The sequence below is a fragment of the Nonomuraea roseoviolacea subsp. carminata genome (assembly GCF_024172185.1).
GTDB lineage: Bacteria > Actinomycetota > Actinomycetes > Streptosporangiales > Streptosporangiaceae > Nonomuraea > Nonomuraea roseoviolacea.
Genome location: NZ_JAMZEC010000001.1, coordinates 7,901,331 through 7,919,824 on the forward strand (window position 1 = coordinate 7,901,331; position 18,494 = coordinate 7,919,824).

Annotated in this window: 4 protein-coding genes; 3 read left to right on the top strand and 1 reads right to left on the bottom strand. The window is 73.5% G+C overall.

Going from position 1 to position 18,494, the window contains the following annotated elements; genetic code table 11:
- Positions 1-38: 38 nt before the first annotated feature.
- A complete protein-coding gene (locus tag HD595_RS36720) occupies positions 39-6,254 on the bottom strand; it encodes an RHS repeat-associated core domain-containing protein (protein WP_253777342.1) in 6,216 nt (2,071 codons plus the stop codon).
- 206 nt (positions 6,255-6,460) lie between these two features.
- On the opposite strand from HD595_RS36720, the gene HD595_RS36725 reads away from it, so the two are divergent.
- The 3 genes from HD595_RS36725 to HD595_RS36735 all read left to right on the top strand — a co-directional run bounded on the left by HD595_RS36725 (position 6,461) and on the right by HD595_RS36735 (position 18,360).
- A complete protein-coding gene (locus HD595_RS36725) occupies positions 6,461-8,362 on the top strand; it encodes an AfsR/SARP family transcriptional regulator (protein WP_253777343.1) in 1,902 nt (633 codons plus the stop codon).
- A 324-nt stretch (positions 8,363-8,686) separates the two neighbouring features.
- Positions 8,687-14,770 carry an RHS repeat-associated core domain-containing protein gene (locus HD595_RS36730; RefSeq protein WP_253777345.1) on the top strand — a complete coding sequence of 2,028 codons (6,084 nt, stop codon included), beginning with the start codon at positions 8,687-8,689 and terminating at the stop codon, positions 14,768-14,770.
- Positions 14,771-14,784: 14 nt separating this feature from the next.
- Entirely contained in the window at positions 14,785-18,360 is a 3,576-nt protein-coding gene (locus HD595_RS36735) for a LamG domain-containing protein (protein WP_253777347.1), read from the top strand.
- Positions 18,361-18,494 lie beyond the last annotated feature (134 nt).

An 18,494-nucleotide genomic window follows, 5' to 3' on the forward strand; every position in this document is an offset into this window, starting at 1 on the left:
CGCACGCCCAAGATGGAGCGTGCGCGTCGCGTGATCTCTCAGTCTCCCCCCGACACGCTCATAACGTTGAATATCGTTCCGGGTCCTTCCAGCAGAACCTGGCCGGCCTTCGCGACCCGTCTCTGCGTGGCGGCACTGTAGGTGTTTCCGGTGATTCCGGTGAACGAGCGCGCCGAAGCCGCGTGGCGCTCCATCGCCGCGGCGACTCCGCCTGCCCTGCGGGTCACCTTGTTGAAGAGATTGCCGGCCCTCGCCCAGGCGGATCCCGCTTTGCTGGCGCCGGTGAAGACCCTTCCGGCGCCACCGAGCACAAGGCCGGCCGCCGTCTCGCCGAGTTGTTTGCCGGCTTTGCGCCAATCCCCGCCGATCGCGTAAGCCGCCGCGCTGGCCGCGCCCGTCGTGGCCGAGATCGCGGCGAAAGTCGCCCCTACGGGCTGCAGCCCTGGAACGAATGTCAGCACCGAGCCGACCAGGCCCGTCGCCGCGCTCACCACGCCGAGTCCGTCACCCAACTCGCTGAGCCACGACTTCTTGCCCTTGTCCACTTCCTTCTTCTTGCGCGCCGCCTCGTCGGCCTTCTTCTTCTTGGCCGCCGCCTCTTTCTTCTTCGCCTCAGCGACCCTGCGCTTGCTCTCCGCGATACCCTTCTTCAGGTCCTTCTGGTACTTCGGCGAGGCGAGGACCCGGTCGCGCTTCTGGTAGTACTTCTTGTAGATCTTCACCTCTTTTTTGGCGGCGTTGTCGGCCAGTTGCGTGTAGCGCTTTTTGAGTTTCTTGTCCTTGGTGTTGGCGGCCAGCCTGCGCAGGCCGAGTTCGCGTTGCGGGCAGTAGTCCTCGGCGCACAGGCCCGTCGCGTCGAGCTGGTCCACCGGGTCGCTGGCCGCGTAGGTGTACGGGTTCAGCGTCTGCGGCGCGTCGGAGTTGATCACCGGGTCCACGCTGATGAAGCGGCCCGTGGCCGGATCGTACTCGCGGGCTCCCAGATGGACCAGGCCCGTCGGGTCCACCGTGCCGCCGACGAACCCGCGATCCGCCGGCCAGGCGCCGGGCTTGGCCCCCCGGGACTCGCCGAACGGCAGCAGGTAGCGGCGGGTGACCGCGAGGTCGTCGGCCCGGATCGCCACCTCGGCCGTGCCGTGGTGGTCGGAGAAGATCCAGGTGAGCTTGTCGTCGTCAGCGCCCGTGCGGATCGCGACGGTGGTGCCGCCCTGACTGTAGTACCGGGTGGCGCTCACCGCCCCGGTGGCCGCGTCGCGCCGGAGCTCGGTCTCGCCCAGGTAGACGGTCGTGCCCGCCGGGTCGCGGCGGACGATCCGGTCTCCGTCGGCGTCGTACAGGTACGCGGTCGTCGCCCCGTTCTCCGTGACCGAGGCCAGGTGCCCTTCGGCGTCCCAGGTCAGCGACTGCGTCCTGCCGCCGGCTGTGCGGCCGGTGGTGTTGCCGTCGCTGTCGTAGGCGTAGGTGTCGGTGCCCGACGCGCCGGGGCCGGCCGTCGACACCGAGCGCAGCGTGTGCGGCTGGGCGGCGCCCGCGGCGGGGTAGGTGTAGGTGCGCGTGGTGTTCCCGGCGGCGGCGTGCCGCACCTCGCTGGTCCGATTGCCCGTCTTGTCGTAGGTGTAGGAGTGCCAGTACGGGGCCGGGCCGCCCAGCGCGTTCACGTCCGGCGCGTCGCCGCAGTCGCCCGAGGCGGGGGTCCACGCCTCGGTCAGGCGGCTCAGGTAGTCGTTGCGGTAGCACTGGGTGTCGGCGGCGGCCCCCTCGGGGGCGTCCGTGGTGGACAGCAGGTTGCCGGCCGGGTCGTAGGTGTAGGTGCGGTCGCTGACCACCCTGTCGGTGTCGGAGGCGCGCTCGACCTTGCTCCTCGTCAGCCGCCGGGTGGCCGGGTCGCGCTCGAAGCTCTGTCCCACCTGCCGGTCTCCCGACCCGAACGCGACGTCCGTGACGTCGCCGAACACGTCGTAGGAGGTCCCGGCGAGGTATTCGGCCAGGCCGGACAGGGTGGAGGGCAGGTCGGTGTCGTCGTCGTAGCGCTGGGTCAGGGTCTCGGCGGGCAGCCCGCCCGCCGCCGGCAGCTTGGTGGTGGTGAGCCGGCCGAAGGAGTCGTAGGTGTAGGTGGTGTCGTAGGTGCCGCCGAGCCCGGTCTCCGCCGCGGGGAGGGTGACCCGGGAGCCGGTGGGCTGGCCCGTGGCCGGCTGGTAGCCGAGCGTCTCGCTGCTGTAGACGTTCTGCCCGGCGTACCGCCTGGCGGCCACCGGGAGGCCCTTGCCGCCCGGCAGGGTGTCGTACGTCCACTCCGCGAGCTTGACGCCGGTGACCGACCCCTCGTAGGTGGCCGTCATCCGGCCCAGCGCGTCATAGGTGTTGGCGAGGGTGCGGCCGCGCGAGTCGGTGGTGGACACCAGCCGGTCCTCGTCGTCGTAGGCGTAGCTGCTGACGCCGCTGTCCGGGTCCTCGCTGCGGACCTTGCGTCCGCGCAGGTCGTAGCCGTACCGCCAGACGTTGCCCGCCGGATCGGTGACGGAGGACTGCGCACCGGACGGCGTGTAGGTGTAGCGGGTCGCGTCGTACGTGCCGGTGGGGGAGCCGCCGGTGTACTGCCGCAGCTCCACCGTCCGGCCGTCGGCGTCGAAGAGCTTCATCGTGACGATCTCGCCGTCGGGCGGGTCCACCGCCGTCCAGTCGCCGCCGTACGTGGTGGTGGTGCGCCATTTCTCGGCGCCCATGGACAGGAAGACCTCCGTGCTCTCGCGGTCCGCCCCGTCGTAGGTGTACCGGGTCTGCGCGGGCACCTTGCTGTCGGCCAGCGGGGCGACGAGCGTGCCGCTGGGCGGCGCGTCGTTCCAGTACGCGGCGTTGGACGTGGCCAGCCGGCCGTGGTCGTCGTGGAAGGTGTCGGAGATCAGCCGGCCCCCGGTGGGCGACGGCACCTGGGTCTGCCTGGTCCGCAGGAACCCGTCCAGGAGGGTGTAGCTGTCCCGGTAGGAGCCGTTCGGGCGGAGCAGGCCGGTGGTGACGACGCTGTGCCCGGTGTTGCGGACCTGGTAGGCGAAGCGGGCGTGCGGGCTGTCACCCGCGGCCCTGGACCGGCCCGGCCCCCACGCGGCGGTCACCCGGCCGAGCGGGTCGTACGTCTGCTCGGTGCGGCGCCCGTTGGGGTCCACCGTCGCCAGGGTGTTGCCGGTCAGCGGGTCGAACGACGCGGTGGTCGCGTGGCCGAGCGCGTTGCTGGTCACGAGCTGTGTGACCGGGCCGCCGAGCTCCGGGGTGTAGGCCGTGGTCGTCGTGTTGCCGAGGGCATCGGTGGCCTTGACCACCCGGCCGTGCCTGTCCCGCTCGGAGGCGCCGGCCGTGGAGTACACGGGCCGGTCGCCGGACCACGAGGCCGCCTCCTCGCTGCCGGTGACGTCTCCCTTCGGCGGAGGCTCGCCCCAGGTCTTGGACCCGTCGTAGTAGAAACGCTGGTCGGAGACCAGGTCGCGGGGCAGGAACCTGGGGCCGTCGCAGCGCACGGAGAAGGTCTGGACCCGCGATTCGGCGTCGATGATCCAGTCGGTCTTGTTGAGCGCGTAGGTGTAGGTGGTGCAGGTGTCGTCGGCGGGGGTGGACAGGTCGCCGAGGTCGTTCTCCTCCGTCACGTTGCCGGTGTCCGGGTCGTACGCGCTGGTCACCTCGGTCTTGCGTACCGTGCCGTCGGCCAGGCCGTTGGTGTAGCCCAGCTCCGTGCGCTCCTCGGTGAGATGGGCCTCCAGCGCGGTGCCGTCGGCCCGCACCCGCCGCGCGCTGGTCCTCAGCACGGCGGGCAGGGAGATGGTGCGCTGCAGCCAGTCTCCGTCGCCGTCGAAGACCGTGGTCTGCAGGGCGACGCCCCGCCAGTACGGCTGGTCGTCCACCGGATCGTCGCCACGGAAGTAGGGGACCTTGACCTCGCGTGTCCCGCCGGAGGTCTTGTCGTCGTCCATGCCGCGCAGGAAGAGGTGCTCGGTGCGGGTCCGCGTGCCGCGGTTCGCGTCGCCCGTGCGCACCTCCACCTTCTGGTACCCGCGCCACTGGCCCCAGCTGTGATACCGGTCAGGGGTCAGCTCGCTGTCGTCGTGGTGCCAGAGCGCCTCGCCTGGGTCGAGGTACCTGTAGTCGGTGACCTGGGCGGGGGAGTCGGTCCCGCTGTCCTCGCTCACTCGGGAGACCACCAGCTTGTGGAACCAGTCGAGGGTGGGCTCGGTCGCTCCGGAGCGCATCCAGAACGAGGGGTAGCAGTTGTCCCGGTTCTGGTCGGCCGTCGGGAGCTTCTGGGGCGTGCAGGTGTGCGGGGTGTAGGTGACCGCGATCTGACCGCCGGTCTCGTTGGTGATCTTCTGCACCCGCCACTTGTTCATGGGAGCGTCCTGGTCGTCGCTCGCGTCGACCCGGTTCGGGTAGCGGATGCCGCTGAACGTCACGGGGGGCAGCGTCGCCGTCCCGCCGGCCAGCCCGGTGTGGACGATCGCGTCCAGCCACAGGCCGCGGCCCCCGATGTCGTTGCTGTCCGGGAACGTGTGGGTCAGCGTCCACTCGTCGACGTCGCGGTACCGGCCCCCGGAGTAGACCTGCGTGGTCACCTTGGCCAGTCGCTTGGACGTCCAGAACGTCGGGGACGTGACCGCGCACGAGGTGGCGGCGCACGCCTCGTCCCAAGGGGTGTCCGGCCAGTTCTGCGGTTGTTCCTGCGCGCAGGTCGTGCCGGGCACGCAGCGGTCGGCGGCGGTGAAGACCACGCGCGCCGAGGCCGGCGTGGTCGCGTCGGCCCGCAGGCCGTACTCCACGCTCGCCAGGTATCCGCCCCGCGTGTACGGCGTCACCGTGGCGCCGTCCCTGGCGTAGTGGTTCGTCTCCTGCTGGTAGGAGTACGCCATCGCGTCGCCGTGCCGATCCACGACGTAGTCCAGGTTCCAGCGGTACGCCTGCCGGCACCAGGAGGCGGCGAAGGTCGCCTGGTGGCACGGCTCAGGCTTGCCGCCGGTGACGTCGTCGCCGAAGACCGGCACCGTCCACGCGGAGTTCGCCGTCGCCGAGCGCCCGAAGAAGTACTGGGTCCCGTCGGTCGAGGTGACCTTCCAGTACTCGCCGTCGTCGTCGCCGTTGGCCGCCCCGGTCAGCCGCTCGACGCGCCAGCCCTGGTCGTTGTCCACCCGCCACTGCCCGGACGCGTCGTCCCGCACCAGCTCACCGGACATTCCGGGGAGCGAGAGCGTGGCGTTGTCCGACTGCCAGCACAGGTCCTGCGACCCCGCCTGGCCGTCGTCCTTGCAGCTGACGTACGACCGCTCGACGTATCCGGACGACAGGTCGAAGCCCTCGCCCGCCCACGACGGCTGGTTGTTGGTGGCCGCGGTCCGCCCGTCCACGACGCCTGACGAGTACGACAGCGTCACGTCCGGCTCGATCCCCGGCACCTCCGGCGCCTTCATCGGGTACGACCAGCCGAAGTCACCCGACTCCAGGCCCACGGACCAGGAGGACGACGGCGACAGCGAGGTCGGCTGGAAGCTGCCGGTGCTGCCGGAGGGCGCGGCCGTGACGGCGAACAGGCCGCCGGTCACCTCGGCGCTGATCCGTCCCGCCTTCCCGTCGTTGCGCGCGGCCACGGTCTCCCGCGTGCCGCAGGTCGCCGGGCCGGTCAGGGCGCACTCGGGCATCCGCACCACGGCGAGGCGAGCCGCCCAGTCGCCTCCGTACGCGTGGCGGAAGCCCGAATAGTCCATCTCCACGCGCATCCGGCCGGCGGCCGGCTGCACGGCCGAGAGCCGGAGCAGCACGCCGGCCACTCCGGCGCGGGCCGCGGCCGCGCGGTCCAGCACCTCCACCCGGACCTTGGAGGCCGCGGGGGCCGCCGCCGGCGTGCCCGCGCGCGCGGTGGCGGCGACCTTGGCGGGGCCGACCCACACGGGCAGGGTGCCCGCCCGCCGCGCCTGCGCCGTTCGGACGCCGCTCGGGGCCGGCGCGTCCAGCGTCACGTCCGCGGTTCCGGCGCCCGGCCAGGTCACTGCGGGTGAGGTGCGCAGCGCGGACGCCGAGTCGGCGTCGGCCGAGGGCCGCCGCACGGGCACCGCCTTCACCGGGACGGACACCGGATCGGGCGGGGCCGGTCGAGCCCGGGAGGAGACGCCCGTCGTGGCCGACACCGGGGTGACGGCCACGACGGGTAACCCCAGCGCGAGCGCGACGAGCATCGCCAGGCCGGACAGGAACGACGTGCGGGAACGCGCGGAACTGACCATGGTCTCTCCGGGTGACGTGACAAGGGATGCGTCGATGCGCGGGCGGCGACCTCCACGGCGCGAGCGCTTCCGGGCCGCGGGTCTCCGGCCGCCCACGGCCACCATGTGGGGATGACCTTGGACAGACCCTGTGCGATCTTTGAATCCGCTTGATGGCGGTATGTCCCGTGGTGCGGTCAACGGTCCTGGGAGACGAGAAGATGACCGTGGAATTCGGCTTGCTCGGGGATCTCGACGTGCGGGTGAACGGCCGGTCGGTCGACGTCGGCCATGCCCGGCAGCGGGCTGTGCTGGCGGCGCTGGTGGTCGACGCGAACCGGACGGTCTCCGTCGACCAGCTCGTGGAGCGGGTGTGGGGCCGAGCCCGCCCCCAGCGCGTCCGCGAGTCCCTGTACAGCTACCTGTCCCGCTTGCGAGGCCGGCTGGCCGCGAGCCCGGACGCGGCGATCTCCCGGCAGCCGGGCGGATACCAGCTCGCCGTGCGCCCGGCCGCGGTGGACGTGCACCGCTTCGGCGCCCTGGCGGCCCGGGCGAGGGCCGCCGGCACGGACGCGCACGCATTTGCCCTGTTCGACGAGGCGCTCGCGGAGTGGCGCGGTGAGGCGCTGGCGCACCTGGACGGCCTCTGGTTCGACGCGGTCCGCAACGGCCTCGGGCAGTCGCGGCTGGCCGCCGAGCTGGACCGCAACGACGTCGCGCTGCGCTGCGGGGGGCACGCGCGGGTGCTGCCGGAGCTGGCGGCCGGGGTTCGCGCGCACCCGCTGGACGAGCGGCTCGCGTGCCAGCTGATGCTGGCGCTGTACCGGTGCGGCCGGCAGGGAGAGGCGCTGGAGCACTACCGGCGGACGCGGCGCGCGCTGGCCGAGGCCCTGGGCGCCGATCCGGGGCCGGAGCTCAGGCGCCTGCATCAGCGCATCCTCGCCGCCGACCCCACCCTCGCGCCCGACGCGGGTCCCACGGCCACCGCCTCGCTCGCCAAGGGCGCGCTCACCACGGTTCCGCTCGCCAACGCCTCGCTCGCCACCGCTCCGCTCGCCACGGGCGCGCTCACCACCGGTCTCGGACGCGCGGACGTCTTCGCCGCCGCGGCGCCGGTGCCGCGTCAGCTTCCCGGTCCGCCGGCCGCCTTCGTCGGCCGGGACCGGGAACTGGCCGCGCTCGGCGCCGCTCTGCGCGGCCCCGCCGACTCCGTGGTGACAGCCGTGATCCAGGGGCTCGCCGGCACCGGCAAGACCTGGCTGGCCCTGCGGTGGTCGCACGACAACCTGGAGCGCTTCCCCGACGGGCAACTCCACGTGGACCTGCGCGGGTTCGATCCGTCCAGGGAGCCGCTGCCCCCGCGAGAGGCGGTGGGTGCGTTCCTGGCCGCCCTCGGCGCGACCCCCGGGAGCGTGCCCGAAGGCGTCGACGCCCGGGCGGCCCTTTACCGCAGCCTTATCGCCGGCAGGAGGATGCTCGTCGTCGTGGACAACGCCCGCGACGCCGAGCAGGTCCGTCCACTCCTCCCGGGGGCGGCGGGCTGCGCCGTGCTGGTGACCAGCCGTACCCAGCTCACTGGACTGGTCGCGGCGGGCGGCGCGTACCCGCTGACCCTGGGCGTGCTCAGCACCGACGAGGCGCGGGACCTGCTGGCGCGCCGCCTCGGCGGCGACCGGGTGGCCGCCGAGCCCGAGGCGGTGGGCGAGCTGGTCGCCCGGTGCGGGCGGCTGCCGCTCGCCCTGTCGATCGTGGCGGCGCGGGCCGCGGCGCTGCCCGGCTTCCCCCTGGGGGAGCTGTGCGCCGAGCCGGCCGGCGCCGGGAATCCCCTCGACGCGTTCGCCGGCGGCGACCCGGGCACCGACCTGCGTGCGGTCCTCTCCCCGTCCTATCGCGCGCTCGGCGCCGGGGCGGGGCGGCTGTTCCGCCTCCTGGGCCGGCGTCCGGGCACCGGGTTGGTGGCGGCGGACGCGGCGGAGCTGCTGGACGTCCCGCCGGACGAGGCCCACCGGGCGCTGGCCGAGTTGGTCAGGGCCCATCTGGTCACCGAGCATCGTCCTGGCCGCTACGCGTGCCACCCCCTGCTCCACGCGTACGCGGCGGACCTGGCGGCCATCATGGGCACCGGCTGACAGAGGTGACCCTCCTCGTCCGGCCGAGTGTGTCTCGACGGCGAGACGGCGAGACGGCGAGACGGCGCGCGGAAGGCCGGCTCTCGGTGGCGTTTCCCGTGGTGGGCGGCTCCGGGCGCGCGGCGGCGCCGGAGAGCCGGGGTACGAGATCTTGCCCCGTGGTCCGGGTTCGCCCATATTGAGGCGGACAGCGGCCGATCAAGGAACGTCCGAAGAGACGTCCGCTGACACGTGCCCGTTCCCCGGCATCCCCTTCGCGGTGACCGCTGCCTTTCGCATGCATATGTCCCGAGTACGGCCCTGACGTTCGGTATGGAGGTAGCGATGCGCTTCAAGCGCGGATCTGTGTCGGCGGTGGCCGCCGCGGTGGGGACGGTGCTCCTCGCGTCGTCCGTGACGGGCGGGCCGGTGGTGGGCGTCCGGCCCGCCACGGCCGCCGTGACGGCCGCCCCGGCGCTGCGTCCCCTGGGGCAGGCGCCCGCCCCCGCGCCCGACCCGGCGGCGGCCGCGGCCTGGCGGAAGGCCCCGAAGGTCACCTGGCCGGGCGACGGCGCGGCTGAGGTGAAGGTCCCCGCCGTCGCCACGGCGGCCAAGGCGGGGGCGGTCACGTCGTGGGTGAAGGCGGACGGGCTTCCGGTGCGCGTGGCGAACGCCGGGGCCGGGAGCGCGACGACGGTCCGGGTCGAGGTGCTCGACCAGGCCGCCGCGAAGGTCGCCGGGATGCCCGGCCTGCTGCTCCGGGTCGGGCATGCCGACCGGGTGTCGCGCCCGACGGCGGTCGAGGTGGACTACAGCGGCTTCCGGTACGCGTACGGGGGCGACTTCGGCTCGCGGCTGCGCCTGCTGCGGCTGCCCGACTGCGCGCTGACGACACCCGCCGCGCCCGCCTGCCGGCCCGTCCCGGTGCCGTCCAGGAACGACGCCGCCGCCGGGACGGTCAGCGGCCAGGTCGCCGACGGTCTCGTCGCGGTCGCAGCCGGCCCCTCGGGCAGCACCGGCAGCTTCCAGCCGACCTCCCTCGCGCCATCGGCCACCTGGCAGGTGGGCCTCCAGTCGGGCGACTTCACCTGGTCGTATCCCTTCCCGTTGCCGCCGATGCCCGGCATGACGCCGGACCTCGGCCTGACGTACTCCTCGGGCAGCGTGGACGGCAGGGTCGCCGCCACCAACAACCAGCCGTCGTGGGTGGGTGAGGGCTTCGACTTGCCGACGGGCTTCATCGAACGCTCCTACAAGGCCTGCCGGGACGACGGCGGACCCGCCACGGGCGGCGACCTGTGCTGGGAGACGCAGAACGCGGTCCTCGTCCTGCCCGGCCTCGTCTCCGGCCCGCTCGTCCCGCTGAAAGGCGACAAGAGCTGGCGGCTGGAGGACGACCGCGGGTGGCGCGTCGACCTGCTCACCGACACCGTCAACGACGACGACGATCACGAGTACTGGCGGGTCACCTCGCCCGAGGGCACCCAGTACTTCTTCGGCAGGACCGCCGCGGCCGGCTCCACCTGGACGGTGCCCGTCTTCGGCAACGAGAGCGGGGAGCCCTGCCACGGCACGACGTTCGAGTCGTCCTGGTGCCGGCAGGCGTACCGATGGCAACTCGACCACGTGGTGGACCGGCACGGCGACGTGGTGAGCTACTTCTACGAGCGCGAGACCAACGCCTACGCCCGCGCCGGCACCACCCCCACCCCCTACGTCCGGGGCGGTTACCTCTCCCGCGTCGAGTACGGCCTGCGGGAGGGCTCCACCGCGCCCGCCCCGGCGCGCGTCACGTTCACCGCGGCCGACCGGTGCCTGCCCGGCGGCGCGTGCGTCCCCGCCCAGGCCGGGAGCTGGCCCGACACGCCCTGGGACCAGAGCTGCGGCACCACGTCCTGCGCCAACGTCGCGCCCACCTTCTGGCTCACCAAGCGGCTGGCCACCGTGACCACCCAGGTACGCGACGGTGCGGGCTACCGGAACGTCGACTCCTGGACGCTGACCCAAGCCTTCCCAGCGACCATCGACACCACCCCGCCGGGTCTGTGGCTGCAGTCCATCGTCCACACCGGGCACACCGGCCCCAACGGCGCAGCCGTGAGCCTTCCCGCGGTGACGTTCACCGGCACCCGCGACGCCAACCGGGTGGACGGCATCGACCAGAACCCGCCCATGAACAAGTGGCGGCTCGCCGGCGTGCGCAACGAGACCGGCGGCCAGATCGAGATCACCTACGCGAGCCAGAGCGCCTGCTCCCCGGACGACCTGCCCGCCGCCGACGCCAACGGCCGCACGTGCTTCCCGGCGTTCTGGATGTCCTCCGGTGCCACCTCCCCGCAGCTCGGCTGGTTCCGCAAGTACGTCGTGGAGCAGATCCGCGAGAAGGACGGCGTCGCCGGCGACGCGGACCGGGTCACCAGGTACCGGTACGACCCCGGCGCGGCGGCCTGGCACTACGACGACTCGGAGCTGGTGCCGCCAGGGCGCAAGAGCTGGGGCCAGTGGCGCGGCTTCCGCAAGGTCGAGGTGCTCACGGGCTCCGGCGACGACCAGACCCTGACGGAGCACGTGTTCCTGCGCGGCATGAACGGCGACAGGACCACGACCGGGACCCGGGCCGAGAGCGTCACCGGCTCGCGCGGCGGCAGCGTCACCGACGAGCCGTTCCGGCGCGGCTTCGCCCGTGAGACCACCGTCCGCGACGGCGTGAACGGCGCCTGGATCTCCACCGAGATCAGCAACCCCGACAGCCTCGCCACCACGGCCACGCGGGCCGTCCCGGACGGCGGCGCGACGCTGGAGGCGCATCTCGTCGGCGAGAGCTGGAAACAGACCTTCGCCGCGGTGGCCGGCGGCGGCACGCGCGAGACGAAGACCGTCTACACCTACGACGACTTCGGCACCGTGAAGCAGGTGGACGACCAGGGCGACGTGACCACCCCCGCCGACGACACCTGCACCACGAACACCTACGCCCGCAACACCACGGCCTGGATCGTCAACACGGTCAGCGCGACGCGGACGGTGGGCGTCCGCTGCGGCGCCACCGTCTCCTACCCCGACGACCTGGTCTCCGACCGGCACTTGTCCTACGACTCCCTCGACTGGGGCGCCGAGCCGGTCAAGGGCGACCTGACCCGGGTCGAGGAGGCCTCGTCCTGGGCGGCGGGCGCCCCCGTCTACACCACCGTCTCGGAGACGACGCCCGACGCGCACGGCCGCCCGGTGAAGCGACTCGACGGGGTCCGCAACGAGACCATCGTCGACTACACGCCCGCCGTGGGCGGCCCCGTGACGGAGGTGACGACGACGAACGCGCTGGGCCACCGGGCGACGACCGTCCTCGACCCGGCGCGGGGCGTGCAGACGGCCACGGTGGACGCGAACGGGGGCCGCACCAGCCTCGCCTACGACGCCCTCGGCCGCCTGACGTCGGTCTGGCTGCCGGGCCGTGCCACCTCCGCACCGCCCGACCTCCGCTACCAGTACGTGCTGCGCGCCGGCGGGGCCGCCGTGACGACCCAGCGGCTGTTGCGGGGCACCGTCTACCGGACCGGGTACGCGATCTACGACGGCCTGCTGCGCCCGCGCCAGACCCAGGACCCCGCGCCGGGCGGCGGCCGGGTCGTCACCGACACCACGTACGACGAGCACGGCCGGGTGAGCCGGCAGGCGGGTCCGCAGCCCGACGGCGCCGCCCCGAGCGGCACGCTGGTCGCGCTCCGCGACGAGACCACGAAGGCCCGGACGGTGTACGGCTACGACAAGGCGGGCCGCGAGACCTCACGCGTGTTCTTCTCGGGCACGTCGGAGCTGTGGCGGACCACCACGTCGTACGGCGGCGACTCCGTCACGGTCGACCCGCCCGACGGCGCCCCGGCGACCACCACGGTGACCGACGCCCGCGGCCGGGTGGTGGAGTCTCGCCAGTACGGCGGCGGATCGCCGAGCGGCCCCTACGAGGCGACCCGCTACACCTACACGAGCGCCGGCCGGCTCGCCACGGTGACCGACCCGGCGGGCAGCGTCTGGCGCTACTCCTACGACCTGCGCGGGCGGCAGACCCGCGCGGAGACGCCCGACACCGGCGTCACCAGCCGGACCTTCGACGCCGACGGGCGGCTGCTGTCGACCACCGACGCCCGCGGCCGCACGATCAGCCACACCTACGACGAGATCGGCCGCAGGACCGGCACCTTCGAGGGGACGACGAAACTGGCCGGCTGGGCCTACGACAGCGCGCCCGGCGGCAAGGGCCTGCTCGCCTCGGCCACCAGGTACGCAGGAGGCGACGCCTACGTCAGCGCGGTCGCCGGCTACGACGCGCGGGGCCACCGCACCGGCGTCAGCGTGACGATCCCCCCGGCCGAGACGGGACTCGCGGGGACGTACACGTCCTCCTTCACCTACAACGAGGCCGGCCTCATGGAGACGGCCAGGCCTCCGGCCGTGGGCGGCCTGCCCGCCGAGACCCTCACGTACGAGTACGACGAGCTGGGCCTGCCGGACGCCCTGAGCGGCGACGCCGTCCGCTACGTCGACCACACCACCCGCGACGGGCTCGGCCGCGTGGCCGGCAGGGTGTTCGGGGAGGGAAGCAACCAGGTCTCCCGGGAGTACAGCCGGGACCAGGCCAGCGGGCGGCTGGAGCACAGCACCTTCAACCGGTCCGCCGACGACGACCCGCTGGTTTCCGACGTCGCCTACACCTACGACCCGGCGGGGAACGTCCGCTCGCTGACGAGCTCGCCCGACGGCGCGCCGGCGGACCGGCAGTGCTTCCGCTACGACGGCCTGCGCCGGCTCACTGAGGCGTGGACGCCGACGGGCGAGTGCGACGCGGCCCCGTCCGCCGCGGCCCTCGGCGGCGCGGAGCCCTACTGGCAGAGCTACACCTACGACAAGTCGGGCAACCGGCTCACCGAGGTGCAGCACGCCGCCGGCGGGAACACCACCCGCGCCTACGCCTACCCCGGCGCCGGAGCGGCGCAGCCGCACGCCGTGCGCTCGGTGACCACCACCGGGCCGGGCGGGTCCCGCACGGACACCTACGGCTACGACGCCCGCGGCGGCTCGACCGGCCGCACCGTCGGCGGCCAGGCCCAGCAGCTCACCTGGGACGCCGAAGGGCGGGTCGCGTCCATCGCCGCCCCGGCGGGCACCACCGGCTACCTGTACGACGCCGACGGCGAGCGGCTGCTGCGCCGCGACCCCGGCGGCGTCACCCTCTACCTGGGAGACACCGAGATACGCAGGGACACCGCGGGCACCGTACGGGCCACGCGCTCCTACCGGCTCGACGACGGAGTCATGGCGGTGCGCACGGGAACGGCGCTGAGCTGGATGGTCACCGACCACCACGGCACCGTCGAGGCCATGGTCGACGCGGACTCGCTCGCGGTCACCCGCCGCCCGCGGCTGCCGTTCGGCGGGGACAGGGACGCGCAACCGGCGACCTGGCCCGGCGGGCGTGAGTTCGCGGGCGGCGACACGGACCCGGGCGGCCTGATGCGGCTCGGCGCCCGAGAGTACGACCCGGCCCTCGGCGCGTTCGTCTCGCCGGACCCCGTGGTCGACCACGACGACCCGCAGCAGGTCCAGGCGTACGGGTACGCCGACGCCAACCCGGTGACCTTCAGCGACCCGGACGGCCGCAAACCCCGCAAGACCCCCTACAACCCCGACGCGTACTACAGCGACTACTGGGCCTGCGAGAGCTTCGGCTCGATGTGCGACGGCCACGTCGACCCCACCGGAGGCGGAGGCTGGGACCTCGTCTCGGACGTGGTCGCGCCGAACGCCAACCGCGACGCCTCCGACACGGACCTGTACGGCTGCTACGGCCTCAACCCGCAACCCGCCGTCGCCTGCCGCGACCTGCCGCAGATGGCGGACCAGCCGGCGCCGGTGCTGGTGTACGCGCAACGGCCGTGCCTCGGGTGGGACCAGTGCATCACGCCCCGCCCGTACGAGTGGATCGACCAGGACGAGCTGGACGGGTCGGACGCGACGGCGACGTTCGCGGGCAGCGCGCTCGCGGCGAGCGCGTTCGAGCGCACCGGGTTCGCGGGGAGCGCGGGCTCCGGCACACTCCAGGCCGGCGCGAGCGGACGCGTGCCGCACTCGGGCTCCGGCAAGCTCTCGGACAGCGCGAGCAAGCGCACGCCCCGGAACGTCATCCCCGAGCCGCCGAAGCGCCGCGGGACCTCCGCTTCGGACGAGTGCCCGGACGGCTGCGGCGCCGGCATCGTGTACGGCGGCCCCTACCGGGTGCCGAGCGGCCAGGGGAGCGGCGGGAGCGGCCGGCTCCTGGGTGGGCTGCTGCACCAGGTGCCCCGCGGCGACCAGCGCCCGACGGGCGGCGGGTTCCGGTTCGGCAGCCTGTCCGGCACGCGCTGGCCCGGCGGCGGCGTGATCGTGCTGGGCTGAGCGGAACGGTGAGGATGAACCGTCTACGACGCCTGATCGGGGTGGCGTTGACGACCCTGGTGACGGCCGCCGGCTGCTGCGTGGCGCCGGCGGCCGCCGCGACGTCCCCCGCACAGCCGGCGGGCGCCCCGAGGGTCCATGCGAAGCCGGCGACCGCCGCGACGGTGCCGGGCGACCCGGCCGGCGGTCCGTCCCCCGGCGAGCGGCTGCACTGGACGATGACGTCGTCGGAGCAGCCCGACTACACCGGCTGGTGGGATCACCCCACCTACCACGCCCGGGTGGGTCGCGACCCGAAGGAGATGGGGGCCGAGCGCTTCCGCTCCTACTTCGAGATGGACGTCTCGTTCTACGCCGGCAAGCGCATCATCGGCCCCACGCAGTTCACCCTCAAGGAGCTGTACGCCTCCTCCTGCAGCCCGGAGCCCCTCTACCTCTACCGGGTGGGCCCGATCAGCCCGGCCACGAGCTGGAACAACGCCCCGCAGAAGTTCGAGAAGCTCGGCGAGCTGAGGACGGGGAAGGGAGGCGGCGCCGACTGCCCGTCCGGCTCGATCGAGTTCGACGTGCAGGCGCTGCTGGTCCAGGCGGCGCGGGAGCGATGGCCGACCATCACGCTCGGCCTGTTCGCCGACGAGGATCCGGGCTCCTCCGGCGGCAAGACCTTCGACGGTCCGCTGATCGGCACCGTCTACAACGCTGTTCCGGGGGTGCCGGTGCCGGCCACCGGCAGCACGGGGTGCACCGCCGGCGGCGACGTGGCCTGGGTGACGACCGCCACGCCCATGCTCGAGGTCCAGCAGCCGCCGGACGAGAACGACAAGGGCGACGCCGGCGGCCCGGCCTCGATCGCCTTCGAGGTGCGGCAGGCGGGCGGCCCGACCCTGCTCACCAGTCCCCGGCAGAGCAAGCCCGTCTTCACTCTGCCGGGCGGCGTGCTCGCCGACGGCGGCGCCTACGAGTGGCGGGCCAAGGCGTACGACCTGTACGACGAGAGCGAGTGGGGCGCCTGGTGCGGATTCCGGGTGGACGCGGCCGGACCGGTCACGGCGCCCGCCGTCACATCGACCGACTTCCCCGCCACCGGCGCGGGCCCGTACATCGACCGGCCAGGAGTGCTGAACCTCAGCGGACGCGGCGACCCGGACGTGACCGGTTTCACCTGGATAGTCGCAGGCGGTGGCGGGGCCAGCGGCAGCGTCCGCGCCGACGGGCCCGGGGGCCGGGCCTCGCTGACCTACACACCGACGCAGAGCTCCGTCCCCCCGTTGAGGATGACCGTGACGAGCGTGGACCGGCTGGGAAACGCGGGCGCCTCCACGACGTACTCCTTCAGGGTGCGGGCGCTGCCTGCGCCGATCGTCGCGCTCCCCTTGGACGAGACCTCCGGGAACGTGGCGCCGGACACGAAGCGGGACGCCATCGACGGAACGGTCACCTTCGCCGCCTCGCCGCAGTGGGTGGCGGGGCGGCGGGACAGCGGCGCGCTGCTGCTCGACGGCTCGCAGGCCGGCCGTACGGTGGGCCCCGTGGTCGACCCGGGCGCCGGTTTCACCGTCATGGCCTGGCTGCGGCTGGACGACACCGGCGACTACCGCACCGCGATCAGCCAGGCGGGCGTCAACGGCAGCGCCTTCGTCCTCCAGTACGACGGCCACTTCCGCCGGTGGGCGGTGGTCATGCCCTCCGCCGACGCCTTCGGCGCCACGAGGGCGGTCGTGCTGTCCGACACCCTCGCCCAGCCGGGGGTGTGGACCCACCTGGCGGCGGTCTGCGACGCCGAGGCCGGCCAGGTGCGGCTCTACGTGGACGGCCGCCTGGCCGGAAGCACGCCGTACCGCTCGACCTGGCGGCCCACCGGGCCCTTCATGCTCGGCGGCGCCGTCGACCTCCTGGGCACGCCGCAGCGCTGGGTCGGCGCCGTGGATGCGGTGCTGGTGTACGGCTTCGCGGTCAGCGCCCGGAAGGTCCTGGAGGACCTGGGCGGCGCGTTCGACCGGATCTCCCGGTGGCAGTTCGACGAGGGGACCGGGCGGACGGCCGCCGACTCGGCGAACAACGGCCACACACTGGCCGTGGACGCGGAGGCCACCTGGGGCCCTGGCCGGCAGGGGCAGGCGTCGCTGCATCTCAAGGGCGACCCCGACGGCGACCATCAGGGCGGCTACGCCTACTCGGCGGGGCCGGTGATCCGCACCGACGAGTCCTTCAGCGTCGGGGCATGGGTGCGTCTGGAGCGCGACGACGGCTGGTTCACCGCCGTCAGCCAGGACGGGGTCCACGACAGCGGATTCAGGCTCGGCTTCTCCGGCTTCGCGCCGCGGGGCTGGGTGTTCGCCATGCCGGGCGCCGACCTCGCTTCCGGCTCGCCGCCACCCGACGGTGTGGCCGTGGCGGCCGTCGCCCCGCAGATCGGCGTCTGGACGCACCTGACCGGCGTCTACGACAGCACCGCGAACCGGCTCAGGTTGTACGTCAACGGCCACCTCGCCGGAAGCGCCGCCTACCACAGCACGTGGAACGCGACCGGCGCGGTGGCCGTCGGCCGGGCCGAGCGCGACGACTGGCCCGGCGAGTTCTGGCCCGGCGACATCGACGACACCCAACTGGCCGGGTCGGCGATCGACGAGAACACCCTGGTCCAGTGGGTCGGCTGCGGCTGCTACGGCCGCACCGGCCGGTGGCCGCTGGACGAGGGCGCGGGCGGAACCGGCGACGACGTCACCGACGACGACCACGTCCTGGCGCTGGCCCCCGGAGCCACCTGGGCGGCCGGCCGGCACGGCTCGGCGCTGCGCCTGGACGGCAACCCCGACAACCAGTGGGACGGCGGCATGGCCTACACGGCGGAGCCGGTCGTCCAGCTCGAGCCGGAGGTCAGGTCGGACGGGGTCGTCTGGCACGACCGGGGCTTCACGGTGGCAGCATGGGTGCGACCCGAACGTGCCGACCGGCCGATGACCGCGGTGAGCCAGGACGGCGGGTCCGACAGCGGGTTCGCCCTCATGTCCACCGGCTCCCGCTGGGCCTTCGCGATGTCCCAGGCCGACCGCCCGGACGACGCCAATCCGGCAGACCGGGCCGAGGCGGCGGCGCCGGTGACGGCCGGCGCCTGGACCCACCTGCTCGGCGTGTGGGACCCCGCGCAGTCCGAGCTGCGGCTCTACGTCGACGGGACGCTCGCGGGCGCCGCCGCCCACCGGACTCCGTGGACGGCCGCCGGGGCGTTCGCGATCGGGCGGAGCCTGATCAACGGCTGGCACGCCGACTGGTGGCAGGGCGCGGTCGACGAGGTCGAGGTGCTGGACCACCCGGCGACCGCGGCCGAGATCGAGCGGCTCAGTGGCCGGCCGCCGGCGCCCACCCCGACACCCACGCCCACCCCCACCCCGACGCCGACCCCCACACCAGTGGTGACCTGCGAGTATCCCGCCTGGCGGCAGGCCGGCTACCACGCCGGGGCCCGGGTCTCGTACAACGACAAGCACTGGGAGGCGGTCAAGGAGATCTACTTCGACAACCGGAATCCGCCGGGGAGCACTCCGGACTGGAAGTCGCTGGGCAACTGCCCGATCGTCACGCGTCCATGATCACGCGCTGTCCTGTCCGGTCGTGTCCGGGACAAGCCGATCTTCTTGTACGACGTCCTCACGACGCCAATACTCATGATCGAGCATCCGCGACGAGGAATGGACGACAAAATTCTCAGGTATCGGAAACGGCC

Bases quoted from the DNA above. Each gene is read 5' to 3' on its own strand.
- HD595_RS36720 (WP_253777342.1), bottom strand. From the start codon at position 6,254: ATGGTCAGTTCCGCGCGTTCCCGCACGTCGTTCCTGTCCGGCCTGGCG.
- HD595_RS36730 (WP_253777345.1), top strand. From the start codon at position 8,687: ATGCGCTTCAAGCGCGGATCTGTGTCGGCGGTGGCCGCCGCGGTGGGG.
- HD595_RS36735 (WP_253777347.1), top strand. From the start codon at position 14,785: ATGAACCGTCTACGACGCCTGATCGGGGTGGCGTTGACGACCCTGGTG.